We start from the raw sequence: 25,108 nt of genomic DNA on the forward strand, positions 1-25,108 counted from the left end.
GGGGCGATCATGCCCCCGTGTCGTCAAAAAGCTACCAGCCAAATATCCTGTCAGAACACTGAAGGTGCCTAAGTGAACTGCATTAGGGATGAACCCGGCCTTTTTCATTTGTTTGGTTGCTTATTCCGCCGGTGCCTCGGCAACCTCGCGCGAGCGGCCGAGCGTGATCTTGGCCAGCGTGAAGGAAATCACCGCACACAGCGTGATGCCGGCCACCATCGGCAGCGGCGTACCGTCGAAGAACACGCCGGCAACACCCATGGCGAGTGCGCCGATGGCGAAATGCAGCGTGCCCATCAGCGCTGAAGCGGTGCCGGCGATCTCGCCATGTTCTTCCATGGCCAGCACCGAGGTGGTCGGGATGACCAGGCCGAGGAAGCCGTAGCCGACGAACAGCAGCGCCGCCATCACGTCGAGCCGGTCGATGCCTGTCGCCATTACCGCGAACAGCACCACCATCGTCGTCGCATAGCCGGTCACCGCGACGCGCACCACGCGCCTCAGGCCGAAGCGCTCGGCCAGCAGCCCCGTCATCTGCGACATGCCGATGAAGGCCACCGCGTTGATCGAGAAGAACACGCTGTAGACCGAAGGCGACAGCCCGTAATGGTCGATCAGGATGAACGACGAACTCGACAGATAGACGAAGAAGCTGGCAATGCCGAAGCCGGCGATCGCCGTCAGACCGAGGAAGTTGCGATCACCCATCAGGAAGCGGTAGGCCGACAGCGCGGTGCCGAACGAGGACCCGGCGCGATCTTCCACCGGTCGCGTCTCCTTGAGCGAAGTCGCCAGAAGGATGGTGGCCAGCAGAGCCGCGCCCGTCACTGTCCAGAACACGGCGCGCCAGCCGAAACTCTCGATGATCACGCTGCCGGTCAGCGGCGCCAGGATCGGCGACACCGAGAACACCAGCATCAGCAAGGACATCAGCTTGGCGGCCTCATTGCCAGTATGCAGGTCGCGCACGATGGCGCGCGGAACAGCCATGCCGGCGCTGGCGCCAAGCCCTTGCAGGAAGCGGAAAGCGATCAGCCATTCGATGGTCGGCGCCATTGCCGAACCGATGCCGCCGACCATGAACAGCGCAAGGCCGCCATAGAGCGGCAGCTTGCGGCCGACCATGTCGGAGATCGGCCCGACGACGATCTGGCCAAAACCCATCGACAGGAAGAAGATCAACAGGCTCATCTGCACGGCAGCGGTGCTCGCATGCAGATCGGCGCCGATCGACGGCAGCGCGGGCAGATACATGTCGATGGCGAACGGGCCGATGGCGGACAACAAGCCGAGCACGACCGCGATGCGGAGGAATTTGGGACTCATGATAAAGGCTTCTTTCAAATCTGGTTGCCGCCGCGGGGCGACGTCTAACCTAGGACGTTCCATCCCATGAAATTCCGACACTCCAAGAGCGAATTCTATTCGTCTCGTCGAGTGAAAATCTCTTTATCTTGTGTCCACAAATTTAGACACTCTTGTCTAAATCGTCAATCACCTCTATATAGTTTTTTATGAAGCTGCACGTTTCTCCTGACATTTTCCCGCCACGCGGCCATGAGGCCAAGCGCCTCTCGATCGTCGATTCCGCGGCTGCCGTGTTTTGCCGCGAAGGTTTCGCCGGCGCCAACATCGATCTGATCGCGGCCGAAGCCGGCGTTTCGCGCCAGACGATCTACAACCATCATGGCGACAAGGAGAAACTGTTCGTCGCCGTGGTCCGCGACCTCACCGAACGCTGCAATGCCGGCATCTTCGCCACCATTGCCACCTTCCCCGACCAGCCCAAGGATCTCGAAGCCGATCTGATCGGCTTTGCCGTGCGCTTGAACCAGAATTGCATCTGCAACCGCGACGGAAAATTCCTGCGCAAGCTGATCCAGACCGAAGGCGAGCGCTATCCCGAACTGTTTGCCGAATGGCGCGAACAGGGACCGGGCAGAACATGGCCGGCAATCGCCGCCCGCTTCGCCCGCCTCGCCTATGGCGGCTATCTCACGATCGAGGACCCGGATGTGGCGGCACGCCAGTTCCTTGGCCTCGTCAATGCCGAACTGCAGACCACCTTCATGCTTGGCGGCTCGCCGCGCGAGGACGAGGTGCTGCAATCCGCGACCAATGGCGTGCGCACATTCCTGCGCGCCTTCGGCAAGCGCCGGTCCGCGGCATCGTCCGAAAAGCAAAGCGCGCTCGCCAGCGCCTGAGCGATCAAATCGCTGGCAATAGTCTTCGCTTCCGCGCAAGGGTGATCTATATGCGGTTTACGCCGCCCTAAAGCTTGATTACAGCTATGCGGACGATTCAACGGAACCCGACCGCCACATGGCCGACGACCACATCCGCTACGACATTCTGGCCCAGGAGGCGTTGCGCGGCGTCATGCGCAAGGTCCTGGCCGAGGTCGCGCGCACCGGCCTCCCCGGCAACCACCACTTCTTCATCACCTTCCTGACCGGCGCGCCGGGCGTACGCGTGTCTTCGCGGCTGCGCGAGCGCTATCCCGAGCAGATGACCATCGTCATTCAGTTCCAGTATTGGGACCTGAAGGTGACCGATACCGGCTTCGAGGTCGGCCTGTCCTTCTCCGATGTTCCGGAAAAACTCGAAATCCCGTTCTCGGCCGTGCGCGGCTTCTATGATCCCTCGGTTAATTTCGAACTCGAATTCGACGTCAAGACGGATGGCGCGGCAACCGACGAACCGGCTGCGCCAACTCCGGAGCCGTTGACCATCGTCTCCGAGAAAAAGCCGAAGGCCGAGAAGAAGGCCGCCGCCGAGGCGGAGAAGAAGCCCGCGGCCGCGGACGCCGCCACCAAGGGCGCCGAAGTGGTCTCGCTCGACGCCTTCCGCAAGAAATAGACCGGCGGCATGGCCGAAATCGTCAATCTCCGCCAAGCCCGCAAGCAAAAGGCGCGGGACGAAAAGCTGCGCGCCGCCGAACAGAATCGCGCGCTGCACGGCCGCTCAAAAGCCGAAAAAGAACGCGACCGTATCGTCGCCGACAAGAGCGAAAAATTCGTTGCCGGGCATCGTCGTGAAAAGCCCGGCGACCCCGACCGCCAATGAGCCCGGTCGAAAAGCGTTCGGTGACCATTCGCGGCCACCGCACCAGCTACTCGCTTGAAAAGCCCTTCTATGACGACCTCGTCGCGGTCGCGGCGACCAGAAAGCTGACGCTCGCTGCTCTTGTCGCCGAAGTCGACGAGACGCGGCCCCGCGACACCAACCTGTCCTCGGCGTTGAGACTCTATGTGCTGGAATGGGCGAAGCACGCAGAGAGAATCTAAAGGCTTTCGACGGCGTCGTTCTTTTTCGTGTGTCTGGTGCCGAAGCCAAGCAAGGTCGAACGCTCGCGCTCCTCGGCCTGTTTCCTGGACCGCACGCGCATCAAATCCTTCCAGCCGACATAGCCGACCAGCAACGAGCCTTCGCGAGTGACGACGGGCAGATGAGAGACGTTGGCCAGCAGCAGTTTGTCGGAGAGGCCTTCGAGATATTCGTCCGGATAGGCCAGCGTCACCTTGCTGCCGGCCAGCAGTTCGCCAAGCGTGGTGGTGCGGTGCGTGCCGGCGCGTCTCCAGCGCAATATCGCCGGCGGATCGATGAGGCCCAGCACATGGCCGCGCTCATCGACCACCGGGAAACTCGGATGCCGTGTTTCCGGCGCTGTCAGGAACGCTGCCGCGCCATGCAGCGTCATCGTCGCCGGCACGCTTTCGACTTGTGACGTCATCACCTCGCGCACCCTGGTCAGGGCGAAAGGGTCGACGCGGTATTCGCGAACCAGATGATGTCCCCTTCTGGCGATCTTTTCGGTCAGGATCGATCGCTTCATCAGAAGCACGGTGACGGCGTGCGCCGCAGCGCAGGCAGCAATCAGCGGCACCAGCATATGCGTGTTGCCGGTCAGTTCGACGGCGAAGAACGTGGCGGTCAGCGGCGCACGCATCGTGCCGCCCATCGTGGCGGCCATCGCCAGCAGCGCCCAGAAACCCGGATCCGCGGCAGGCAGAACGCCGGCGAGCACAGCGCCCATGGCCCCGCCCATGATCAACAGCGGCGCCAGCACACCTCCCGACGTTCCCGAGCCGAGCGCTACCGACCAGATGATCGCCTTCACCACCAGCAGGAGGAGTGCTGCCGTCGCGACGGTGCGGCCGTCCAGCATGTCAGTGATGTTGTCATAGCCGACGCCGAGCGCGTGCGGCTCGATCAGCCCGCCGATGCCGACCACCAGTCCGCCAAGCATCGGCCACCACATCCAGTGGATCGGCAGCTTCTGAAAACCGTCCTCGCAGGCATAGACCATCTGCGTCAGCAGCCCCGACAAAAGTCCTGCACAAACGCCGATCGCCACCCAGCCGGCAAGGCCGACAAAGGACACCTCCATGCCGCCCTGAAACGGAAAGATCGGTCCGGGCAGATGCAGCATGGTGCGCTCCACCTCGGCGATAACAGCCGCGACCGCCACCGGAATGAAGCTGCGCGGGGTCCATTCGAAAAGCAGCAGTTCGACCGCAAGCATGATGGCGGCGATCGGGGTTCCGAACACCGTGGTCATGCCCGCCGCAGCACCGGCCACCAGCAGCGTCTTGCGTTCGTTGTCGCTGACCGGCAGCATCTGCGCGATCAGCGAACCGATCGCGCCGCCGGTCATGATGATCGGGCCCTCGGCGCCGAACGGTCCGCCGGAGCCGATCGAGATCGCCGACGACAGCGGCTTCAGGATCGCCACCTTGGCGTCGAGTCTGGAACGCCCGAGCAGGATCGCCTCTATGGCTTCGGGAATGCCGTGACCGCGGATCTTCTCGCTGCCGAAGCGCGCCATCAGGCCGATGATCAGCGCGCCGATCACCGGGACGATGACGGAGGCATAGCCAAGCGGCGTGTCCTCGAGCTTCAGATCGGCGAGCGTGAACTGGCCAAAATAGGCGATGTTGGTGGCCAGCCGGATCAGCTTCAAAAGCGCGATGCCGGCAACCAGTCCAGCTGTCGCCACCACCACGGCAATGGCGGCGACGAACAGCACCCTGGCATCCGTAGTGAAATCGCGCAGATGTTCCGGGTTCGAGTGAGGGGTCTTCATGGCAGTTTGCTTCCTGGCGGCGCGCCGTATGTCTGAGATGCGGCACGGTCGAAGCGGCCAGCCGGGCTTGTTGGTGGTTATGTATCGTAACACGATATAAATATTCAAGCCGGTTTCGCCCGAAATCCGTTTGAGCTTTCGCCGGAAAACGAACACATGTCTGATATGTCGCAGCCACAAAAATCACGCCCCGCCATCAGCCAAGCCGATTACCAGCGGCTATCGGAGTTTCGCTACCTGATCCGCCGCTTCCTCGAATTCAGCCAGGTCCAGGCGGAAGACGCCGGCCTGACCCCGCGCCAGCATCAGGCGCTGCTGGCGATCAAGGGATTCCCCGGCGGCGGCCCGGTGACGGTTGGCGATCTCGCGGAACGCCTGCGTATCCGCCACCACAGCGCCGTCGAACTGGTCAACCGCCTCGGCGAGGCGGGGCTGGTCACAAGGGATCAGGACAAGGACGACCACCGTCGCGTGCTACTGCAACTGACCGAGCGCGCCGACGATTGTCTGGCCGAGCTGTCGGCGGCGCATCTCGACGAGCTGTCACGCATCGAACCTATGCTGCGACGTCTGCTCGATCGGGACCGTGGGTAACCGCCGTCAACTACTACTGCAGCGACTTCAGCAGATTGTCGATCGTGAACGGATTGGACTTCGGCTTGGCCGGCGGCGGATTGTCATTGGCCTGCGGCAGCGGGGCACGCTCCACCTTGGGAGCCTGCTGCGCGGCCTTGCGCTCGGCCTCGAGCCTTGCCTTTTCCTGCGCCGCGATGCGCACCGCCTCTTCCGCCTTCTGCCGCTCCTGCTCGGCCTGCGCTTTGGCCGCCTCGTCGGCGGCCTGCTTTTCGGCAGCCGCCTTCGCATCGGCATCGGCCTTGGCCTTTGCGTCCGCCTCAGCCTTGGCCTGGGCATCCGCTTCCGCCTTTGCCTTGGCGTCCGCCTCGGCTTTCAGCCGCGCCGCTTCCTGCTGCTTGCGCAGTTCTTCGGCCGCCTTGTCGCGAGCATCCTGCAGCGCCGCGTAGTAGCGGACCTCGCGCCGAAGCCGCTGCTTTTCGAGCAGCGCGGCCTGCATCGCCTCGACGCGCTGCTGTTCCTTTTCCAGCGCGCGTTGGGTCAGGAACTGCGCCAGCGGCTCACTGTCGAATGCTCGTTTTACCGCGCCGAACGGCCCCTCGGCGGTGAAATTCAAGACCGGCTCGGAGCCGACCAGCGCCTCGTCGCCCGGCCGATAGGTGATCGCACCCTTGGCCGACACCGTGACCGCGTTGAGATCCGCCGTGACGTCGGCGGACAAGGTCGCCGCCGGATTTTCCAGGCTGACCGGCGGCGCCCGCAGCGTGCCGCCGGCAACCGTGAAGGCTATGTCGGTGTCCTTGGCGGCTAGACTGCCATCAGCGGCGATGTCAGGCGCGAAGCCGGCAGTCTTGGCCGCATCGATGTCACGCCCGATCGCATCCGCCTTGACGAGGAACGCACTGAACGCATCTGGATTGACGCCAGCAACTTTCACGCCCTTCAACGCCGCAGTGCCGGAGCCTGATAAGGCGGCCACCATCCCTTCGACCGATTTGCCGCTGCTTGACAGCGCTGTCGAGAAGTCGCCGATGCCGCTGATGCCGGCATCCGGCAGCACGGTCGCCAGATCGGCGCCCGCCAGTTTCATCTGACCAGTGAACAGCCCGGTGCCGTCATTGTTCTTCAGCTCGAACAGGCCGCTGAGCGCCCCGCCAAGCAATTTCGCCTTGAGATCCGAAACGCGGATGCCTTCCTGGTCGAGCTTGAGCGAAAAGGCGGCATCGTACGCGGTGGCGAACCGCCCGGCGGCAAGTGCTGCCGTGGTCAGGTCGAGGTCGGCGGTGAAAGGCAGGCTGGATTTCTGGCTGAACGGTGTGGCCGGCCACGCGCGACCCTTGTTGGTTTCTTCCTTGTCGGCAAGAAAGGCGGAATCGCCGAACAGCGCCACCGCCATGGGATCGAGGTCGAGTTCGTCGAGCGCCAGCGCCCCAGCCAGATGCGGCACGCCGTTCTTTACATCGATATTGACGTCGCCGGACACCGCCGCTTCGTTGATGGCGCCGCTGAGTTCGTCCAGCACCAGCAGACCGTTGCCATAGTCGCCCTGCGCGGCGAGCGACGTCGACATGCCCGCCCCCATGCCGGGCAGGCCGATGCCTGACGTCATCAGCCATGGCTCGATGTCGGCGGCATCGAGGCTGAGCTTGCCCTTGGCGGCGAAGCCTTGCGGCGTATCGGCGATCGTGCCTTCGAAACCAGCCTTGAAGTCGTTGCCGGCAAGGCTGAAATTCGTCGCCAGGCCGCCACCCAGCGTTCCCTTGGCCTGAATGTCGGTGCTTGCCTCGCCCAGCATGCCGAGCGGCAGCGCCGGCAGGCCGTAAAGGGCCAGCAGCGTGGTGGCGTCAGGGTTCTTGGCGTTGAAGGTAAGCGCCACCGGCGCTTCGAGAAGCTTGTCCACCACCCCCTTCCCCGACAGCGATGCGGAAAAGGCCGAGCCGCCGGCCTTGCCTTGTCCGCTCACCGCCAGGCCGGTGGTGCCGTCGCCATTGTCGGCCGCACTCGCCACCAGGTCGACACGCGCATCCTGGAACAGCTCGGGATAGGCAGCGGCGCGGCTCGCCAGCCCTTTCAGCACGGCACTGTCGGGATAGTGCCGGGCGGCGACGTCGACCAGCGGCTTCAGGTCGACGGCAACCACCGACGCATCGAGCTTGCCGGTCGGGCTCGCCGGGAAATCCTTGATCCTGCCGGTGGCGCTGATCGAGGCGCCGGCCAGCCCGCCCACCGACAGCCGGTCGATTTCGAGCAGCCCGTCGCGCAGCCTGAGCGCCGTGTCGACGGTATCCGCGGTCAATCCGCCAGCGTTGACCGGCCCTGCCTTGATCTGGAAATCGAGGTCGCGGTCGGCAAAGCGATTGGCGCCCTTGTCGCTGACGAAGATCGAGGCGAAGGCCGCCAGCCCGTCGACATCGAGGTCGCCCCCTTCGAGACGCATCAGCACTGAGGGCTTGGCATCGTCGGGCTGGCTGGAATCGATGCGGCCGGAAAACCTCGCCTTACCCAGGATCAATTCGAGATCGCTGAAGGCCTGGCGCTTCTGCGAGAGGTCGACCTTGGCCTTGAAGCCGGCGGCAGGCAGACGGCGGATCGCCTCGTCGACATCCTTCGACAGCCAGGCGGCAAAGCCGGAGGGTTGCGCCACGGCCAGCAGCAGCGAGCCGTTGAAGCCGAAATGACCCTCCAAATTGAGCACGAGCATGCCATCGGCTTCCAGCGTGGTGCGGCCGGGCAAGGTCGCGGCAAGCGATTTCACCGACCAGCCGCCATCGACCGGCTCGGCGGAAAGATGCACGTCGCGCACCGTGGTGTCGCCGGCCACCACCGCCGGCAGCTTGACCTCGACGGTGCCGGGGATAGTCGGCTTCGGCATGTCGAGCAGCGCCTGCTCAAACGCCGCGATGCGCTGGTCCAGCGTCAGGCCGGCGCCGGCCTCGGCGCCCACCGCCTCGTCGAACTGCACCTGCGCGCCATTGGCCTCGATGGCGAAACTCGGTTTCAGCCCGAGATCGACAGAAGCCTTGCCATCGGCGGTGTAGGGGTTGTCGAGCGGCCCGGTCTCGAAGCGGAATTCGTCGACGCCCAACTTCTGGTGGTCGAGCGAAAACTTGCCGTTCAGCCGAAAGCCCGGATCGGGCTTGCCGGCGGAAACCTTCACCGTCTCACCGTCGGTGCTGCGCAGCTCGGCGCTGTTCTTGTCCGCACCGGAGATTTTGAATTGGCCGGAATAGACGGCAGCGCCATTGACAATGCCAGCATTGCCGTCGGCTTCGATGACCAGCGGATAGGCGTCCGGATCGGCCTTCAGCCGCAGCCGCATCTGCCCGTTGCCTTCAGCCTTGCCGGTGGACGCGGTGACCGCGGTGCGCAACCCGTCCAGCCGCAGCGTGCCGTCCATGCGCCATGGCCCGGCCAGCGATTTGGCCGAGATAGTTGAATTGATCTCGGAAAACAGATGGCTGCGCCCGCCGGCGGCATGGCGCAGTTCGATCTGCCCTTCCGTCACCGTCAGCTTCTCGATCGAGATCTGGTTGAGGTCGAAGGGCGAGGACGGCCGCATCGCCCAGTCGACCGTGCCATTGTTGGCGATGTCGATGGTCGCTTTCGGCCGCACCAGCCGCATGTCGAAGATCAGCACTTCGCCACGCAGGAAGGGCGCCAGTTCCGCATCCATCGAAAACGTCTCGACGGTCATGGCCGGCTGGCCATTGGGGCCGCCGGCGACAGCGACATTCGAGAAGGTCACCGAGGGGAACGGCAACAACCTTGCCGTGGCGTCGCCCTGCACGGTCACCTTGCGGCCGAGAATGGCGCTCGCCTCGCGCTCGAATTGGGCGCGGTAGCCTGTCCAGTCGACAAAATACGGCACCACCAGCGCCGCACATAGCACCAGCACGAACAGGCCACCAAAGATCACGAACAGGCGTGCGAGCATCAGCTCCGAATGGGTTGATTGAAATTCTGCCGCACTCTACCCGCATCCGCGTGTCGATAAAGAGGCAATTCATCCAGTGTTGCGCGATGTCTCATCCGCAGTTGCGTGATCTCGGGCGATCTGAAACAAATCCCGGCGAAGCGGAGAATTCGGATGTCTGGGAAGAACTGGGATCGCGTGCCGATCGACGCGCAAAGCGTCGACGCTCCGCTGTCGCTTTCGGCGGTCTTTCTTGTCGTCACCGTCGCCGGCGAGCAGACCGCGCTCGCCAAGGTGGCCTCCGTGCTTGGTGGGCTCGACGATCTCGTCAAAACCGTCGGGTTCCGCGATCTTTCCGGGCGGCTTTCGTGCATTGCCGGCATCGGCCGCGATCTCTGGGATCGTCTTTCTCCAGATCGGCGGCCGCTGGAACTGAAACCGTTTGCGCCGATCAAGGGATCCGTTCATTCGGCGCCCTCGACCGCTGGCGATCTTCTCTTCCACATCCGCTCCGAACGCCCCGACATGTGCTTCGAGTTCGAGCGCATTCTGCTCGACAATCTCGGCGACGGCGTGAGCGTCGTCGACGAGGTTTCCGGCTTTCGCTATTTCGATGCGCGCGACCTGCTCGGCTTCATCGACGGCACCGCCAACCCGACCGGCCTCGATTTGCCCGCCTCTGCGCTCGTCGGCGATGAAGACGCCGACTTCGCTGGCGGCAGCTATGTCGTCGTCCAGAAATATCTGCACGACATGCAGGCCTGGGCGCGCATTCCGACGCCCGAGCAGGAAGCGATCATCGGCCGCACCAAGATCGACAACATCGAAATCGACGATGACGACGCGCCGCGCAAATCACACAAGTCGCTGGCCACCATCGAGGATGCCGATGGCAACGAGTACGACATATTGCGCGACAACATGCCGTTCGGCAGGCCCGGACAAAACGAGTTCGGGACCTACTTCATCGGCTATTCCAGATATCTTTGGGTCATCGAAAAAATGCTGCAGCGCATGTATATCGGCGACCCGCCGGGCGCCTACGACCGCCTGCTCGATTTCTCGACGCCGCAGACCGGCACAACGTTCTTCGCGCCAACCCGCCCGATCCTGCAGGCTCTTGTCGAGGGTCCACGGGAGAGGCAGGCCTCGCGCTAGATCAATTAAATTTGGGCGGCGCCTTCCCATCAATCTTTCTTAACGCCGTTTCGGCTGCGGCATGGGCGCGCTATTCTCGCCCTCCGGGATGGTTGCTCCAACCGCAAGAACCGCATGTACTGTAATAATCCCCATCCGGCTCGATCCGGATGTCGAAATGGGAACGGATATTTCGCGAGGAACATTGCGGACACTGACTGATTGCGCCTGCCCCAACTCGCATGGCCACCTGCACGAAATGCCCAACGAGAGTATCGGTGGCGTGTACCGCGATTGATGCGGCCATTTCAGTGGCGTTCGTGTGATGGGTCAGCCAATTCACGAGTGTCCATGTGTCATCCGCCATAGCCTTCAAATAGCTTCTCAACTCTTTGTTGCTGCCGCCAGGACACAAGAGCCCCACCAGCACTTCACTCCAGGCTTTGAAATTGGCCGCTTGAGGTTGCTCCGCGACGCCCGTGAGATCAACTCGTCGTTTCACCGCGGTAATGAGGGCGAGAAGGCATTCCCGCAATTGCATGCCTACAGCTTGCAGATCCTCTGCCTCTACGGCACTTTCCAAGCGGCTGAATGCCTGCTCCTGTCTGCGTAGCACTTCGTCGAACGGGTTAGGATGATCGGGGTCCGGCCTTCCCTCGCGGCTCCGAAGGCGCGTCATCAATCCGATATGAAATGAAAGTGTGTAGTCGAGACTTGGAAAATATCGTTGCGAATACAAATTCGTCAGATTCGTGATCACCCACCAACGATTTTTATCTGTGGTGACATCCCAAATTTCATACGCTTCCCCCAGCACATATTCCTTTTTCACACGTTCAACATGCTTCACTGCTTCATCTTGCGCCTGACCCGCGACGTAGTTTGCGATATCTTGTTCGGCATCCGCGTCACGAACTGGGCTATATCGCCTGATTTCCTCCGGCGGAACCGGATGATCATGAACAACGCAGTCATCGGACTCCGTTGTGGTCTTTGGCTTCTTCCGTTTTCGCGTTTCTTTTTGCATCTCGGCCACCTCGTGTGATTATTACCTAGATCACCGTTATCTTTTAGATGTTGCCAATCCTCGAAAGAGGCCTTGGCCGCCTGATGCTTCGCGGCGCGCCAGCGGGCCATAGTGGCTACGTCGATCGGCAGCAGTGTCTGCTTGAGGCTATTCCTCTATTTCCCGGCGCCCGGCAATATCTTGCCCGGGTTCATGATATCGAGCGGATCCAGCGCCTGCTTGATCGTGCGCATGATGTCGACGCCGTGGCCGAGTTCATGGCGCAGGAAGCCGATCTTGCCCTGGCCGATGCCGTGCTCGCCGGTGCAGGTGCCGTCCATGGCGATCGCCCGCATGTTGAGCCGCGCGACGAACTTTTCCGACAGTGCGATCTCCTTCGGATCATTCACATCCATCAGCACCAGAACGTGAAAATTGCCGTCGCCCGCATGACCGACGATCGGCGCGATCAGGCCCATCTCGACAATGTCGGCTTCGGTCTCCATGACGCATTCGGCAAAGCGCGAGATCGGCACGCAGACATCGGTCGACAGCCCCTTGGCGCCTGGCCGTAGCGTCAGCGACGACCAGTAGGCGTCATGCCTGGCCTTCCACAGTTTGGTGCGCTCCTCGGCGACGCTGGTCCACAGGAACGGCCCGCCGCCATTCTCTTCCGCGATCATGCCAAAGGTCTCGGCCTGTTCGGCAACGCCGGCATCGCTGCCGTGAAACTCGACGAACAGGCAGGGGCTTTCGGGATAGTCGAGCTTCGAATAGTTCTTCATCGCCCGCATCTGCAGCGCGTTGACCAGTTCGATGCGCGCCACCGGGATGCCCATCTGGATCGTCGCGATGACCGCGTTGCAGGCCGCCTCGACGCTCGGAAACGGGCAGACGCCGCCAGAGATCGCCTGCGGGATGCCTTGCAGCTTCAAGGTCAGCGAGGTGATGATGCCGAGCGTGCCTTCCGAGCCGACCAGCAGCCGCGTCAGATCATAGCCGGCCGAGCTCTTTTTCGCGCGCTTGCCGGTCGTCACCGTCTCGCCGTCGGCCATCACGGCGGTCAGCGACAGCACGTTCTCGCGCATCGTGCCGTAGCGCACGGCATTGGTGCCGGACGCCCGCGTCGCCGCCATGCCGCCGAGCGAGGCATTGGCGCCCGGATCGATCGGAAAGAACAGGCCGGTGTCGCGCAGATGCCGATTAAGGTCCTCGCGGGTGACGCCGGGTTCGACCGTACAGTCGAGGTCCTGCGGATTGACCGCCAGGATGCGGTTCATGCGCGACGTGTCGACCGATATGCCGCCGCCCGGTGCGTTGGTGTGACCCTCCAGCGAGGAGCCGACGCCGAAGGCGATCACCGGCACGCGGTGCGCGGCACAGGCCCGCACGATCTCCTGCACCTCGGCGGCCGTCTCGGGAAACGCGACGCCGTCCGGCGCCTGCGTCGGAATATAGGTGGTGGTGTGCGCGTGCTGCGAGCGGATGGCTTGGCCGGTCTGGAATCGCTCGCCAAGCTGCTGCTTGAGGATGCCGAGCACAGCGGCGATGCCCTCCTCGTTGCGTTCGACCGGGTTGAGGTCGCTCAGAGCCATGAATTCCTCCGCGAATGGACCAGCGTCCACGCTTGTTATGCGTCTATGGATGCGTAGTCTCCGGAGCCACGCTCTGTCCAGCACCAGAACAAGGAAGTTTCGATGCCCATCCCCACTCCCTTCGTCTCAAAACCCATGGACATCGAGAAGGACTGGATCGACTACAACGGCCATCTCAACATGGCCTATTACAACGTGCTGTTCGACCGCTGCTCGGACGATGCCTTCGAGGCAATGGGCATGGGACCGAACTATGCCAGGGATCGTCGCCTCACCATCTACACGGCCGAAGTCCATGTCTGCTACGTGCAGGAGCTGCACCTCGAGCATAAGGTCACGGTCTCATTCCAGCTCATCGACCACGACGACAAGCGGCTGCGGGCCTATCAGGAAATCCGCCATGTCGACGGCTGGCTGGCCGCGACGTCCGAATCGCTGTCGCTGCATGTCGACATGTCCGGGCCGAAGGTGGCGCCCTTCCCCGCCGATGTGCTGGCCAGGGTCGAAGCCATGCGCGCCGCCCATTCGGCACTGCCGATGCCGGAACGGGCCGGCCGCTCGATCGGCATCAAACGCAAATAGGGCGAAGCCGATACTTCTCGTTTCCGGCTTCAAAGCCACACCGGCAATCTAAAATCGCAGAACCCTCCCATCGGCCGGCAGCAGTGCTTGAAGCAGCGCGGCGCCCACGTTAACCTTACCAAGGTTTTAACGGGAACAAGCCATTTGAGCCGTTGCGCGACTCAGCGGGTCGGTCGAAAACGATCCGCATCGAGGTAGCGACACGGGCGGCGCGGCGCCGGTTCGAGGAAAGTGCATGAAAACCGACATCAAGGTCGAGGTGGACAGGCTGGCTGCCGATCCGCGCATCACCGACTATGATTTCTGGCGCTCGCTCAAGAACGTCAACAACGAGATCTTCCACATCGCCAACAACAACGAGCCGATCCCGTTCGACATGATCCGCTGGCGCGCCATCCTGAAGCAGGCGCGCATGAAGCGCGGCCACGCATAGGTCCTCTCCCTGTACGTCAAGCCTGGCGCCTCAACGCCGCCAGGGCCGAGCGCGCCACCACCGGCGACGACTGGATGATCGCCGTATTGGTCATCGCATAAGGAATGATGCGGTCGATCACCCGCTCGAGGTCGGCCACCGAGCCGACATGCGCCAGCGCGACGAAACAATCCTCTCCGGTTACGCGGTCGCACTGCACGATCTCCGGCAGTTCGCGGATGATTTCGGCCACAACGGCCAGTTGTCCCGGCACCGGACGGATGCGCAGCCATGCCGACATCGGCAGGCCGAGTGCCGCCGGGTTGATCCTGACCGAATAGGCCTCGATGACGCCGCTTTCCTGCAGCCGCTTGATGCGCTCTGCCACGCTCGGCGCCGACAGGCCAACCGAGCGTGCCAGCTCCGCCGTGCTGGTGCGCGCGTCCTTCTCCAGCAGACGCAGGATCTTCATATCCGCGACATCGAGATCGGCACTTTCAGTTCGAAGGCGTTTCATGGAAAACTCCTTGCTTCCGGGAGAAAGATAGCCGGAAGAACCAATCATCTCCCATATAAATGGGCAAATCCGCCTGCGATACTGATCCGATGGTCGATCAAACGCAAGCTCTCGCGGCAGACCCTGTCCCTGCCAGCTCCACCCTCGCCAGGCTGACGGAAAAACTGCCGCCGCATGTCTGGTTCGGCGTCAGCGCCGTCTTCCACTATCTCGGGCCGGCATTCGCCGTCCTGCTTTTCCCGCATGTCGGCGTGCTCGGCATGGCGTGGCTGCGTATCGCCACGGCAGCACTCATCTTCGCACCCCTGACCCGCCCATGGCGAAGCCTCGCCCGCGCCGATCTCTCGACAAGGCTGCTGTTGCTGGCCTTCGGCGCCTGTCTGGCGGTGATGAACTGTTCGTTCTACCTGGCGCTCGACCGCCTACCGATCTCGCTGGTGGCGGCGATCGAATTCGTCGGCACCATCGGCGTCGCGGTGGTCGGCCTCAGGAGCCCGCGCAATCTTGCCGCCCTTGCCGTCGCGGTGACCGGCACCTTGCTGCTCATCGACGTCAAATGGTCCGATGATCCCATCGGGCTGTTCTGGGCCTTCCTCAACGGCGCGCTGTTTGTCGGCTACATCGTGCTCGGCCACCGCGTCGCCGCGTCAGGCGCAGGCAGCGGCATTGCCGGCCTGGGTGCCGCCATGGCGATCGCTTTCGTGGTCGTGCTGCCGATCGGCTTCACCGATGCGCTGCCGGCCTTTTTCTCGCCGCCGCTGCTGCTCGCCGCCATCGGCGTCGGCATCTGCTCGTCGGTTATCCCCTACATCTGCGACCAGCTCGCCATGTCGCGGCTGCCACGCGCGAGCTTCGCGCTGATGCTGTCGCTGCTGCCCGTCACCGCGACGCTGATCGGCGTCGTCGTGCTGCGCCAGATTCCAAGCTTTACCGATTGCCTCGGCATTGCGCTTGTGGCCGCCGGCGTCGCCTTCCACAAGCCGGCGAACACGGATTAGACGGACGCCCCTATGCCAGTTTCTGCTTGAGGAAGGCGATCGTTCTGCCCCAGGCCAGGTCGGCCGCCTTCTTGTCGTAGCGCGCTGCCGACGTGTCGTTGTTGAAGGCATGGTTGGCGCCTTCATAGACATAGACCGTGTATTCGACATGCGCCGCGTCGAGTTCCTTCTTGAAGGCGTCGATGCCGGCATTGATGCGCTCGTCCAGTCCGCCATAGTGCAGCAGCAAGGCCGCCTTGATCTTGGACATATCGGCGGCCTTCGGCTGCATGCCGTAATAGGCAACGCCGGCACTGAGATCGGGGGCGTTGATGGCCAGCATGTTGACCGTGCCGCCACCCCAGCAGAAGCCGATGGCGCCGACCTTGCCGTTGCCGTCCTTGTCGCTCTTGAGGAAAGCGACGGTCGCAACACCGTCGGCGATGGTCTGCGCCGGATCGAGCTTGGCGAACATGTCGCGCGCCTTGTCTTCATCGGTTGGCGTTCCGCCGAGCGGCGACAGAAAATCCGGCGCCAGCGCCACGAACCCCTCCAGCGCCACGCGTCGCGTCACATCGCGGATATGCGGGTTGAGCCCCCTGTTCTCATGCACGACGATCACCGTGCCGAGCTTGCCCGCCTTGTCCACCGGCTTGACCAGATAGCCCTTCATTTCGCCGCTGCCGCCGGGATAGCTGATGTCCTCGCCCTTCACCCGCGGATCGTTGTCGGCGACAACAGCCGCTTGCGCCGAATTTGCCGCCAGAAGCGGGGCGATCGCGGCGGCCGCCGCACCCGATCCGGCAAGCCGGGTCAACTGCTCCATGAACCGGCGGCGATCGAGCGTCAGATGCGTATATTCGTCATAGGCGTCGATCATCGCCTGGGTGATGGCGGGCTTGGCGTCGGGTTTCGTCATGGATCGGGTCCTCTGCTTCGGGCTTTAATTGCCAGCTACATAGGGACCAAGCCGGCATGGTCCAGTCGAGCACTCATCGCGGCCGCCGATTGCCTCAGGGCGTAGGCCGCTGGCCGCGTCCCGGCAGTAAAGCCGGTGCCATGCACGGCCGTGTCATCACTTTTTGGTCATTGGCGATAAATCCTGCTGGCGCTGCCACAATCGTGAGGGAAGGTGGCTATCGACGGTATCTTGACCGCGTGCCTACACGTCAAACCCAGAAGGAAGCGATGACCATGACCATGCCTTCCCCGATCCTCGCCAGCGCGCTCGTCCTTGCGGCGAGTGCCGCTTTGGCCCTGCGCTCGATGGTTGCGAGTGCAGGCAGACCATCGTTGATCAGGGTCCGCACTGAGCGGAACCGCAACGCGAAAACCCAGGGTTGAGGTGACGCTATGAACGTCCAGGACATCGTCAACACCGTTTCGCAGAAGGCCGGCCTCGACCAGACGACGACGGAGAAAGTCGTCGGCACCATTTTCTCGGTGCTCGAACACGAGGCGGAAGGCACAAGCGTCTCGGCGTTCTTCGCCAAGATCCCCGGCGCCGACGACCTCGCCCATCAATATGACGTCATGGCTGCCGCTCCGGCCGGCGGTGGCGGTTTTCTGTCGTCGTTGCAGGGGGCGCTTGGCGGCGTTCTCGGCGAGAAGGCCGGCGCGCTGATCAACGGCGTCGCCGCGCTCAAGGCATCCGGGCTCGACATGGCGCAGATCCAGAAGGCCGGCGCGACGCTGATCCAGCAGGCCGAAGCCGCCGCCGGCCCCGACCTGACCAACACGGTGCTCGGCTCGGTGCCCAGCCTGAAGGGTCATCTGGGGATCGGCTGATCGAGAACGGGCCGATCGGAAGATTTCCCGCCCCTCATCGCCCAGTCGGGCACTTTTCCCCGTCACTATACGGGAAAAGACACCGGCACAGATGAGGGGCGGCGCGACCTCTGAAAGATCGCGTTACCCTGTCGCCCCTACTTCGGCAGCGCGTAGGCCATCACATAGTCCCCAGGCTTGGTGCCGACTGAACCGTGGCCGCCGGCGACGATGACCACGAACTGGCGGCCGTCGGCGACCGTATAGGTCATCGGCGTCGATTGCCCGCCGGCCGGCAGCCGCGCCTGCCACAGCTGCTTGCCCGATGTCAGGTCGTAGGCGCGCAGATAGTCGTCGACCGCGGCCCCCAGGAAGGCGACGCCACCAGCGGTGATCATCGGCCCGCCGATGCCCGGCACCCCGACTTTCAGCGGCAGCGGCAGCGGCGTCATGTCGTAGACGGTGCCGTTGCGGTGCTTGTAGGCGATCTTGCCGGTCCTGAGATCGGCGCCGGCGACATAGCCCCAGGGCGGCGCCTGGCAAGGGATGCCAAGCGGCGACAGGAACGGCCCCATCACCACCGCATAGGGCGCGCCCTCGTTGCGGTTCAGCCCCTGCTCGCTGCCGCGCCCTTCGTCCGGCGGCGGCACCTGATCGCGCGGGATCAACTGCGACTTGAACGCCAGGTAGGTCGGCATGCCGAACAGCACCTGCCGGACCGGATCGACGGCGACGCCACCCCAGTTGAAGGTGCCGAAATTGCCGGGATAGATCAGCGAGCCCTGGACGGAAGGCGGCGTATAGCGCCCCTCATAGCGCAGGCCCTGGAATTCGATCCGGCAGGCCAACTGGTCGAACATGGTTAGGCCCCACATGTCGGCGCCGGTGAGCGGCTTCGGCATGAAGGTGAGATCGGAGACCGGCTGCGTCGGCGATGTGTGGTCGCCTTCGATCGCGCCGCCGGGCGCCGGCACTTCGTTGACCGCAATGACCGGCTCGCCGGTGCGGCGGTCGAGCACATAGAGGTCGCCCTGCTTGGTCGGCCCGACCAGCGCCGGCACCACCGTGCCGTCGGGTTTGCTGATGTCGATCAGGCTCGGCTGTGCCGGTACGTCCATGTCCCAGAGATCGTGGTGCACGGTCTGCCGCACCCAGCGCACCTGCCCGGTGTTGAGGTCGAGCGCGGTGATCGACGACGAGAACTTCTCGACATTGGCGCTGCGCCCGGCGCCGAGCTGGTCCGGCGTCTGGTTGCCGAGCGGCACGTAGAGCAGGCCGAGCTTCTCGTCGGCGCTCGGCGTCGACCACATGTTGGGCGAGTTGGCGGTATAGGTCTGGCCGGCCGGCAGCGGCGTCGTCTGGTCCGGATTGCCGGAATCCCAGTTCCACACCAGCGCGCCGGTGGCAGCGTCGTAGGCGCGGATGACGCCGGACGGCTCCTGCGTCGAATAATTGTCGTTGACCGCGCCGCCGACGATGATCTTGCCGCCTGATATCAGCGGGGCCGAGGTCGAGTAGTAATAGCCCGACTTCGGATAGGGCATGTTGGTCAGAAGGTTCAGCGTGCCGCCCTCGGCAAAAGCCGGGCAGACCTGCCCGTTGGCGGCGTCGAGCGCGATCAGCCGCGCATCCGAGGTCGGCAGGTAGACGCGGGTCGCACAGGGCTGCCCGGCGGCGCCGGCGGCATCGGCGTAATAGGCCACGCCGCGGCAGGTCTGGTGCTGGCGGTCCTTGTCGAGCTTGACCTTGGGATCGAAGCGCCATTTCTCCTTGCCGCTCGCGGCATCGATGGCGATGGCGAAATTATGCGGCGTGCAGATGTAGAGCGTGTCGCCGATCTTCAGCGGCGTCACCTGATAGGTGGTCTCGCCGACATCGTCGGGACCCTTCACATCGCCGGTCTGGTAGGTCCAGGCAGGCTGCAGCTTGGCGACATTGTCCGGTGTGATCTGGTCGAGCGGCGAATAGCGCTGGCCGAACTGCGTGCGGCCGTAATAGTGCCACTCGCCGGCCGGCACATCATTGCCGAGATTGGCGTTGGCGACCACCTTGTCGGTGCCGAGTTCGCCGGCAATGTCCTTCGGATCTGAGGTCATCGAATAACCGGCGACGGCCAGTGATGCCAGCACGGCAAGGATCAGCGGTGCGCGCCCGTCAGGGCCGGCAAGACCCCGCCTCGCCCATGGCGTCAGCAGCCACAAAGCGAGAAGCACGATGATGCCGCCGCGCGGTCCGAGTTCCCACCAGTCGAAGCCGGTTTCCCAGACCGCCCAGGCCAGCGTGCCGAGCACGATCACCGCGTAGAGCCACAGTGCGGTGGACCTGCGCCGGTAGAGCAGCCAGGCGGCGATCAGGAAGGCAAGGCCGGCAATGACATAGTACCAGCTGCCGCCCAGCATCGCCAGGCGGATGCCGCCGCCGCCGAGTGCCAGGCCGATGAGGAAAAGAATGAGGGAGGTGATGGTGACAGCCAAGATGATACTCCTTCGACTGTTGCGCTTCGCGGCGCGGCCATGGCAACCCGGCATTGCGTCGCTGCCCGAAGCACAACTTTCTCCTGACGGTCCCGCCTGTCAAGCACGGGCCTCAAGCGCAAGCCGCAATGGTCCATCGCAATTGGGATAACATCGACCGCAGTGGGAGCGCGGGGCAGCAATCGGGCACTTTAGCGGAACAAAACGTAGACAGTTCTGGTCTTTCCCCACCGAATCACTACATTCGGGGCAATGTCCGGCTTTTCCGAAGACATGCCCTTTTTCGACGAACCCAATGCGCGGCCCACGGCCCCGTCGGGCATCGCCGCGCGCGCCATGGCTGCCCGCAGCGGACACAACAACGCACCCGACTATCTGAAGGGCCTCAACCCGGAGCAGCGGCTAGCTGTTGAAACAACGGAGGGGCCGGTTCTGGTGCTGGCCGGTGCCGGTACCGGCAAGACCCGCGTGCTCACCACGCGCATCGCCCACATCCTCGCCACCGGCAAGGCGTTCCCGTCGCAGATCCTCGCGGTAACCTTCACCAACAAAGCCGCGCGCGAGATGAAGATCCGCATCGGCGTGCTGATCGGCGAAGGCGATGTCGAGGGTATGCCATGGCTCGGCACCTTCCACTCGATTGGCGTCAAGCTGCTTCGCCGCCATGCCGAACTCGCCGGTTTGCGCTCCGACTTCACCATCCTCGACACCGACGACGTCGTGCGGCTGATCAAGCAGCTGATCCAGGCCGAAGGTCTGGACGACAAGCGCTGGCCGGCCAAGCAGTTCGCCCAGATGATCGACGGCTGGAAGAACAAGGGGCAAGGCCCGGCCGACATCGCCGAGGGCGACGCCCGCGCCTTCGCCAACGGCAAGGGCCGCGAGCTCTACAAGGCCTATCAGGAGAGGCTGAAGACGCTGAACGCCTGCGATTTCGGCGACCTGCTCTGCCACCCGATCCGCATCTTCCGCGCCAATCCGGACGTGCTGAAGGAATACCACAAGCGCTTCAAATACATCCTCGTCGACGAGTACCAGGACACCAACACCGCGCAGTACATGTGGCTGCGGCTTTTGGCGCAGAGGCCCGATTCCGGGCGCGCGTCGACATCGACGGACCTGCGATCGGCCGAAGGCCGCAAGCCCGACCGGGCGTCGGCCGGCCAGGCCGCCCCCGCGGAGGCCAGCGAACGAAGCGAGCGCGCGGCCGTGAGCGACAACAAAGTCAACATCTGCTGCGTCGGCGACGACGACCAATCCATCTATGGCTGGCGCGGCGCCGAGGTCGACAACATCCTGCGCTTCGACAAGGATTTTCCCGGCGCCACCATCATCCGGCTGGAGCGCAACTACCGCTCGACCGCGCACATACTGGGGGCCGCCTCCCACCTCATAGCCCACAATGAGGGCCGCTTCGGCAAGACGCTGTTCACCGACCGCAACGATCCCGAGGACGGCAAGGTGCATGTCCACGCCGCCTGGGATTCCGAGGAGGAAGCCCGCGCCGTCGGCGAGACGATCGAGACCTACCAGCGGCAAAAGCACAATCTCAACGACATGGCGATCCTGGTCCGCGCCTCCTTCCAGATGCGCGAGTTTGAGGACCGCTTCGTCACGCTCGGCCTCAACTACCGCGTCATCGGCGGTCCGCGCTTCTATGAACGCATGGAGATCCGCGATGCGCTGGCCTTCTTCCGCGTGGTGGCGCAAGGCGCCGACGACCTCGCCTTCGAGCGCATCGTCAATGTGCCCAAGCGCGGCCTTGGTGAAGCCACCATCCGCCAGATCCACGACACGGCCCGCGCGCTGCGCATCCCAATGCTGGAAGCCGCCGCCAAGCTGGCCGAAAGCGACGAGTTGAAGCCGAAGCCCCGCGCCGCCTTGCGCGAAGTCGCGGCCAATTTCGAACGCTGGCAGAAGGCGCTGGAAACCACGCCGCACACCGAACTCGCCGAGACCATTCTCGAAGAGAGCGGCTACACCGACATGTGGAAGAACGACCGCTCGGTCGAAGCGCCCGGCCGGCTGGAGAACCTGAAAGAGCTGATCCGCTCGATGGAGGAGTATGAATCGCTGCGCTCCTTCCTCGAGCATGTCGCATTGGTCATGGACGCTGAGCAGAACGCCGGGCTCGACGCCGTCTCGATCATGACGCTGCATTCGGCCAAGGGCCTCGAATTCGAGACCGTCTTCCTGCCCGGCTGGGAAGAAGGCCTGTTCCCGCATCAGCGCGCGCTGGACGAAGGCGGCCGCTCCGGACTGGAGGAAGAGCGCCGGCTCGCCTATGTCGGCCTGACCCGCGCCAAGAAGAACCTGCATCTGTGGTTCGTCTCCAACCGCCGCATCCACGGCCTGTGGCAGTCGACCATCCCGTCGCGCTTTCTCGACGAACTGCCGGAAGCCCATGTCGAGGTCGCCGAAAGCGGCAACAGCTACGGCGGCTACGGCAATTCCTACGGCGGCGGTTCTTTTGCCTCCGGCCGTGGCGGCCAGGGGGCAGGACGGCAGAACCCCTATGGCGCCTCGCGCTTCGACAATGTCGGCGCCGACACCGAAAAATCCGGCGCCTTCTCCAACACCTATGCGACGCCGGGCTGGCAGCGCGCCCAGGCCAACCGCACCGAGGCGACCGACCGCAACTGGGGCTCGCGCTCCGGCCACCAGGTCGAGCGCATCGGCTATGGCGAAACCGACTCCGGCTACGGCGCCGGCCGCACCTCGGTCAAAGGCCGCACCATCGACGGCGAACTGGTCGCCAAATCCGTCTCCGACACGCCATCCGCCTTCAACGTCGGCGACCGCGTCTTCCACCAGAAATTCGGCAACGGCAACATCTCGGCCATCGAAGGCAACAAGCTGACCATCGACTTCGACAAGGCCGGCCAGAAGCGCGTGCTGGACGGGTTCGTCGCGGCGGTGTGAGCGGTTGCTTGCCCTACAAGCGACCATTCTCTGGCGGAAGCCCCCACCTTCGTCATCCACGGGCGGAGCAGGAGCGAAGCGACGTCGCGGAGACCCGAGGATCCATGCCGCGACCTTCGCCCAGAAATGCAGCGGAGCAGAATTCCACAACCGGAGCGGTACTTTTAAGTCGCGGCATGGATCCTCGGGTCTGCGCCGCGTCGCTACGCTCCTTGCTTCGCCCGTGGATGACGAAATGATGGGCGTCCGCGCAAGGCATGCGGTCCGCCAACGAAACAGCCCCTCACCGATACCGCGCCTGGTTCCACTTATGCCCCAGCAGTGACAGGATGATGATCAGGCCGTTGAAGAACTGGACGTAAAAGCCGCTCAGGCCTGCCGCCACGACACCGGTCTGGATGAACGACACGGTGACGGCGCCGATGGCGCCGCCGACCACGGTGCCGATGCCGCCCCAGGTCGGCGTGCCGCCGACGAACACCGAGGCCAGCACCGGCAGGAGATAGCCGTCGCCGGCGGTCGGCCACCAGGTGAAATTGATCATCACCGAGAAGGTGCCGGCGATCGCAGCACCAATGCCGACGAAGACGAACACTTTCACCCGCACGCGCTTGACGTCGATGCCCATCTGCTGGGCGCTGTCGGGGTTGTCGCCGACCACCCTCACCTGCGCGCCGAAGCGATGGCGGTTATAGAGCATCGCCGACAGCACGACGAAACCGATGGCCCAGAAGATCTGCACCGGAATGCCCAGCAGCTGGCTTGAGAAGATCGTGTAGGCCCAGCTGTCGCTGAGGCTGGTCAGCGCCATCGACTTGCCTTCGTTGATGATCTGGATCAGGCCGCGCAGCAGGAAATTCATGCCGAGCGTGGCGATCAGTGAAGACAGCCCGCCATAGACCACCAGCGAGCCTACCAGGAAGCCGAGCAGCATGCCGGTGACGAGCGCCGCGGCGATGCCGAGAAACGGATCGTAGCCGGCCTGCACGACCAGCGCGAAGACCCATGAGGCGAAGCCCATCGTTGCCGGAAACGACAGGTCGATCTCGCCGCAGGTGACGACGAACACCAGCGGCACCACCACGAACAGCGCCACCGGCAGCGTCGTCAGCACCGAGCGGTAGAGATACCAGGTGGTGAAGACGGTCGGGTTGGCGATCATGAACACCGCCATCATGACGATGAACACGGCGAGCGTGCCGAGCGCGGCACGGTTGTCGAGGATGAAGCCGCGCATCCAGTGATCGGATGGGTGTTTCCACTCTTTCTGGGCACTGGGGCGGGGAATGCCGGCGGACGGCTCGTGCAGGTCGGGCTCCATGGTCTTGCTCATCGTGCTCTCTGCTCCGCGTCGCCGGCATCGTGCAGCCCGGCCAATCCGCCGGGATGCGCGACCTCTTCCATGAAGTTGATGAGATCTTCGGCCGACTTGACCTCGCTGCGGTCGGTCGTCAGTGCGACCTTGCCGCGGTCGAGCACGACGAAGCGGTCGGCGATGTCGAAGACATGATGGATGTTGTGGCCGATGAACAGGATCGAGCGGCCGCTCGCCCGCACCTGGCGCACGAAATGGAACACCTTGGCGGTTTCGGTCAGCGACAACGCCGTCGTCGGCTCGTCGAGGACGATCAACTCCGCCTGCTTGTAGATGGCGCGGGCGATCGCCACGCCCTGGCGCTCGCCACCCGAAAGCTGGCCGACGATCGACTGCGGCGTGAACACTTTCGAGGTGAAGCCGATCTCGCGCATCAGCCGGCTTGCCTCCTCGATCTCCTTGTTGACCCTGAGAAAGCCCAGGAATCCGGTCAGCTCGCGGCCCATGAAGATGTTGCGAACGATGGTCTGCTGCACGGCCAGCGCCCGGTCCTGGAACACCGTCTCGATGCCGGCCTCGCGCGAACGCGCGGCGCTCCACCCGGTCACCGGCTTGCCGCGCACGAGGATTTCGCCACTGGTCGGCTTGACCACGCCGGAGAGGATCTTGATCAGCGTCGACTTGCCGGCGCCATTGTCGCCGAGCAGGCCGACGACCTCGCCGCGGTCGACGCTGAGATTGACCCCGCCCAGTGCATAGACCTGGCCATAGGATTTGCTGATGTCGCGCAGTTCGATGAGGCGTTCTGCCATCGGATCCTCGCTTTGATTGT

General features: G+C 63.8%; 21 protein-coding genes. 11 read left to right on the forward strand and 10 right to left on the reverse strand.

The window, feature by feature from the left end:
- Positions 1-120: 120 nt before the first annotated feature.
- Positions 121-1,326, reverse strand: a complete 1,206-nt coding sequence (locus tag NKI69_RS21030; RefSeq protein WP_023813090.1) for a multidrug effflux MFS transporter — start codon at positions 1,324-1,326, stop codon at positions 121-123.
- Between the two features lie 188 nt (positions 1,327-1,514).
- On the opposite strand from NKI69_RS21030, the gene NKI69_RS21035 reads away from it, so the two are divergent.
- The 4 genes from NKI69_RS21035 to NKI69_RS21050 all read left to right on the forward strand — a co-directional run bounded on the left by NKI69_RS21035 (position 1,515) and on the right by NKI69_RS21050 (position 3,287).
- Positions 1,515-2,204: a TetR/AcrR family transcriptional regulator gene (locus NKI69_RS21035; protein WP_023813091.1), complete on the forward strand. Its 690-nt coding sequence runs from the start codon at positions 1,515-1,517 to the stop codon at positions 2,202-2,204.
- A gap of 118 nt (positions 2,205-2,322) precedes the next feature.
- The gene (locus NKI69_RS21040) at positions 2,323-2,859 is read left to right on the forward strand and encodes an SspB family protein (protein ID WP_023813092.1); all 537 of its coding nucleotides are present in this window, start codon (positions 2,323-2,325) and stop codon (positions 2,857-2,859) included.
- Between the two features lie 9 nt (positions 2,860-2,868).
- Positions 2,869-3,066, forward strand: a complete 198-nt coding sequence (locus NKI69_RS21045) for a DUF4169 family protein (protein ID WP_023813093.1) — start codon at positions 2,869-2,871, stop codon at positions 3,064-3,066.
- The gene (locus NKI69_RS21050; protein WP_023813094.1) at positions 3,063-3,287 is read left to right on the forward strand and encodes a ribbon-helix-helix domain-containing protein; all 225 of its coding nucleotides are present in this window, start codon (positions 3,063-3,065) and stop codon (positions 3,285-3,287) included. Before NKI69_RS21045 ends, NKI69_RS21050 begins: the two co-directional genes overlap by 4 nt.
- Here the strand turns inward: NKI69_RS21050 and NKI69_RS21055 are convergent.
- A complete protein-coding gene (locus NKI69_RS21055; RefSeq protein ID WP_023813095.1) occupies positions 3,284-5,086 on the reverse strand; it encodes a chloride channel protein in 1,803 nt (600 codons plus the stop codon). The two genes, NKI69_RS21050 and NKI69_RS21055, sit on opposite strands and share 4 nt — an antisense overlap.
- A gap of 156 nt (positions 5,087-5,242) precedes the next feature.
- Here NKI69_RS21055 and NKI69_RS21060 point away from each other — a divergent pair, with 156 nt between their 5' ends.
- Positions 5,243-5,680 carry a MarR family winged helix-turn-helix transcriptional regulator gene (locus tag NKI69_RS21060; RefSeq protein WP_023813096.1) on the forward strand — a complete coding sequence of 146 codons (438 nt, stop codon included), beginning with the start codon at positions 5,243-5,245 and terminating at the stop codon, positions 5,678-5,680.
- A 13-nt stretch (positions 5,681-5,693) separates the two neighbouring features.
- On the opposite strand, the gene NKI69_RS21065 is transcribed toward NKI69_RS21060, so the two are convergent.
- Complete coding sequence (locus NKI69_RS21065; RefSeq protein ID WP_023813097.1) at positions 5,694-9,593, reverse strand: AsmA family protein; 3,900 nt, start codon at positions 9,591-9,593, stop codon at positions 5,694-5,696.
- Positions 9,594-9,746: 153 nt separating this feature from the next.
- Here NKI69_RS21065 and NKI69_RS21070 point away from each other — a divergent pair, with 153 nt between their 5' ends.
- Positions 9,747-10,730, forward strand: coding sequence for a Dyp-type peroxidase (locus NKI69_RS21070; RefSeq protein WP_023813098.1), 984 nt, complete (start codon positions 9,747-9,749; stop codon positions 10,728-10,730).
- A 70-nt stretch (positions 10,731-10,800) separates the two neighbouring features.
- Here the strand turns inward: NKI69_RS21070 and NKI69_RS21075 are convergent, their stop codons facing one another.
- Together NKI69_RS21075 and NKI69_RS21080 are read right to left on the reverse strand one after the other, a co-directional pair.
- Positions 10,801-11,736, reverse strand: a complete 936-nt coding sequence (locus NKI69_RS21075; protein ID WP_023813099.1) for a hypothetical protein — start codon at positions 11,734-11,736, stop codon at positions 10,801-10,803.
- 155 nt (positions 11,737-11,891) lie between these two features.
- Positions 11,892-13,310: an FAD-binding oxidoreductase gene (locus NKI69_RS21080; RefSeq protein ID WP_023813100.1), complete on the reverse strand. Its 1,419-nt coding sequence runs from the start codon at positions 13,308-13,310 to the stop codon at positions 11,892-11,894.
- 102 nt (positions 13,311-13,412) lie between these two features.
- On the opposite strand from NKI69_RS21080, the gene NKI69_RS21085 reads away from it, so the two are divergent.
- Both NKI69_RS21085 and NKI69_RS21090 read left to right on the forward strand, forming a co-directional pair.
- Complete coding sequence (locus NKI69_RS21085) at positions 13,413-13,892, forward strand: thioesterase family protein (RefSeq protein WP_023813101.1); 480 nt, start codon at positions 13,413-13,415, stop codon at positions 13,890-13,892.
- Positions 13,893-14,127: 235 nt separating this feature from the next.
- Complete coding sequence (locus tag NKI69_RS21090; protein WP_013531006.1) at positions 14,128-14,325, forward strand: hypothetical protein; 198 nt, start codon at positions 14,128-14,130, stop codon at positions 14,323-14,325.
- A 16-nt stretch (positions 14,326-14,341) separates the two neighbouring features.
- Here NKI69_RS21090 and NKI69_RS21095 read toward each other — a convergent pair whose 3' ends face one another.
- Positions 14,342-14,821 (reverse strand): Lrp/AsnC family transcriptional regulator, encoded by a 480-nt coding sequence (locus NKI69_RS21095; protein ID WP_023813102.1) that lies wholly within the window; start codon positions 14,819-14,821, stop codon positions 14,342-14,344.
- 89 nt (positions 14,822-14,910) lie between these two features.
- Here NKI69_RS21095 and NKI69_RS21100 point away from each other — a divergent pair, with 89 nt between their 5' ends.
- The gene (locus NKI69_RS21100) at positions 14,911-15,819 is read left to right on the forward strand and encodes an EamA family transporter (RefSeq protein ID WP_023813103.1); all 909 of its coding nucleotides are present in this window, start codon (positions 14,911-14,913) and stop codon (positions 15,817-15,819) included.
- A gap of 10 nt (positions 15,820-15,829) precedes the next feature.
- On the opposite strand, the gene NKI69_RS21105 is transcribed toward NKI69_RS21100, so the two are convergent.
- Positions 15,830-16,717: a dienelactone hydrolase family protein gene (locus NKI69_RS21105; RefSeq protein ID WP_023813104.1), complete on the reverse strand. Its 888-nt coding sequence runs from the start codon at positions 16,715-16,717 to the stop codon at positions 15,830-15,832.
- 434 nt (positions 16,718-17,151) lie between these two features.
- Between NKI69_RS21105 and NKI69_RS21110 the strand changes: the two genes are divergently transcribed.
- On the forward strand, positions 17,152-17,586 hold the full coding sequence (locus NKI69_RS21110) for a hypothetical protein (RefSeq protein WP_023813106.1): 435 nt from the start codon (positions 17,152-17,154) through the stop codon (positions 17,584-17,586).
- A gap of 137 nt (positions 17,587-17,723) precedes the next feature.
- Here the strand turns inward: NKI69_RS21110 and NKI69_RS21115 are convergent, their stop codons facing one another.
- Positions 17,724-20,039, reverse strand: coding sequence for a glucose/quinate/shikimate family membrane-bound PQQ-dependent dehydrogenase (locus NKI69_RS21115; protein ID WP_023813107.1), 2,316 nt, complete (start codon positions 20,037-20,039; stop codon positions 17,724-17,726).
- A 252-nt stretch (positions 20,040-20,291) separates the two neighbouring features.
- Here NKI69_RS21115 and NKI69_RS21120 point away from each other — a divergent pair, with 252 nt between their 5' ends.
- Complete coding sequence (locus NKI69_RS21120; protein WP_023813108.1) at positions 20,292-22,961, forward strand: ATP-dependent helicase; 2,670 nt, start codon at positions 20,292-20,294, stop codon at positions 22,959-22,961.
- Between the two features lie 283 nt (positions 22,962-23,244).
- Here NKI69_RS21120 and NKI69_RS21125 read toward each other — a convergent pair whose 3' ends face one another.
- Positions 23,245-24,294, reverse strand: coding sequence for an ABC transporter permease (locus NKI69_RS21125; protein ID WP_023813109.1), 1,050 nt, complete (start codon positions 24,292-24,294; stop codon positions 23,245-23,247).
- Entirely contained in the window at positions 24,291-25,088 is a 798-nt protein-coding gene (locus NKI69_RS21130; protein WP_023813110.1) for an ATP-binding cassette domain-containing protein, read from the reverse strand. The genes NKI69_RS21125 and NKI69_RS21130 overlap by 4 nt, the downstream gene beginning before the upstream one ends.
- Positions 25,089-25,108: the final 20 nt, after the last annotated feature.

The sequence above is a fragment of the Mesorhizobium sp. M0491 genome (assembly GCF_040321265.1).
GTDB lineage: Bacteria > Pseudomonadota > Alphaproteobacteria > Rhizobiales > Rhizobiaceae > Mesorhizobium.

Excerpts from the sequence above, each read along its gene's own strand:
- NKI69_RS21030 (WP_023813090.1), bottom strand. The coding sequence starts at position 1,326 with ATGAGTCCCAAATTCCTCCGCATCGCGGTCGTGCTCGGCTTGTTGTCC.
- NKI69_RS21035 (WP_023813091.1), top strand. The coding sequence starts at position 1,515 with ATGAAGCTGCACGTTTCTCCTGACATTTTCCCGCCACGCGGCCATGAG.
- NKI69_RS21040 (WP_023813092.1), top strand. The coding sequence starts at position 2,323 with ATGGCCGACGACCACATCCGCTACGACATTCTGGCCCAGGAGGCGTTG.
- NKI69_RS21045 (WP_023813093.1), top strand. The coding sequence starts at position 2,869 with ATGGCCGAAATCGTCAATCTCCGCCAAGCCCGCAAGCAAAAGGCGCGG.
- NKI69_RS21050 (WP_023813094.1), top strand. The coding sequence starts at position 3,063 with ATGAGCCCGGTCGAAAAGCGTTCGGTGACCATTCGCGGCCACCGCACC.
- NKI69_RS21055 (WP_023813095.1), bottom strand. The coding sequence starts at position 5,086 with ATGAAGACCCCTCACTCGAACCCGGAACATCTGCGCGATTTCACTACG.
- NKI69_RS21060 (WP_023813096.1), top strand. The coding sequence starts at position 5,243 with ATGTCTGATATGTCGCAGCCACAAAAATCACGCCCCGCCATCAGCCAA.
- NKI69_RS21065 (WP_023813097.1), bottom strand. The coding sequence starts at position 9,593 with ATGCTCGCACGCCTGTTCGTGATCTTTGGTGGCCTGTTCGTGCTGGTG.
- NKI69_RS21070 (WP_023813098.1), top strand. The coding sequence starts at position 9,747 with ATGTCTGGGAAGAACTGGGATCGCGTGCCGATCGACGCGCAAAGCGTC.
- NKI69_RS21075 (WP_023813099.1), bottom strand. The coding sequence starts at position 11,736 with ATGCAAAAAGAAACGCGAAAACGGAAGAAGCCAAAGACCACAACGGAG.
- NKI69_RS21080 (WP_023813100.1), bottom strand. The coding sequence starts at position 13,310 with ATGGCTCTGAGCGACCTCAACCCGGTCGAACGCAACGAGGAGGGCATC.
- NKI69_RS21085 (WP_023813101.1), top strand. The coding sequence starts at position 13,413 with ATGCCCATCCCCACTCCCTTCGTCTCAAAACCCATGGACATCGAGAAG.
- NKI69_RS21090 (WP_013531006.1), top strand. The coding sequence starts at position 14,128 with ATGAAAACCGACATCAAGGTCGAGGTGGACAGGCTGGCTGCCGATCCG.
- NKI69_RS21095 (WP_023813102.1), bottom strand. The coding sequence starts at position 14,821 with ATGAAACGCCTTCGAACTGAAAGTGCCGATCTCGATGTCGCGGATATG.
- NKI69_RS21100 (WP_023813103.1), top strand. The coding sequence starts at position 14,911 with ATGGTCGATCAAACGCAAGCTCTCGCGGCAGACCCTGTCCCTGCCAGC.
- NKI69_RS21105 (WP_023813104.1), bottom strand. The coding sequence starts at position 16,717 with ATGACGAAACCCGACGCCAAGCCCGCCATCACCCAGGCGATGATCGAC.
- NKI69_RS21110 (WP_023813106.1), top strand. The coding sequence starts at position 17,152 with ATGAACGTCCAGGACATCGTCAACACCGTTTCGCAGAAGGCCGGCCTC.
- NKI69_RS21120 (WP_023813108.1), top strand. The coding sequence starts at position 20,292 with ATGTCCGGCTTTTCCGAAGACATGCCCTTTTTCGACGAACCCAATGCG.
- NKI69_RS21125 (WP_023813109.1), bottom strand. The coding sequence starts at position 24,294 with ATGAGCAAGACCATGGAGCCCGACCTGCACGAGCCGTCCGCCGGCATT.
- NKI69_RS21130 (WP_023813110.1), bottom strand. The coding sequence starts at position 25,088 with ATGGCAGAACGCCTCATCGAACTGCGCGACATCAGCAAATCCTATGGC.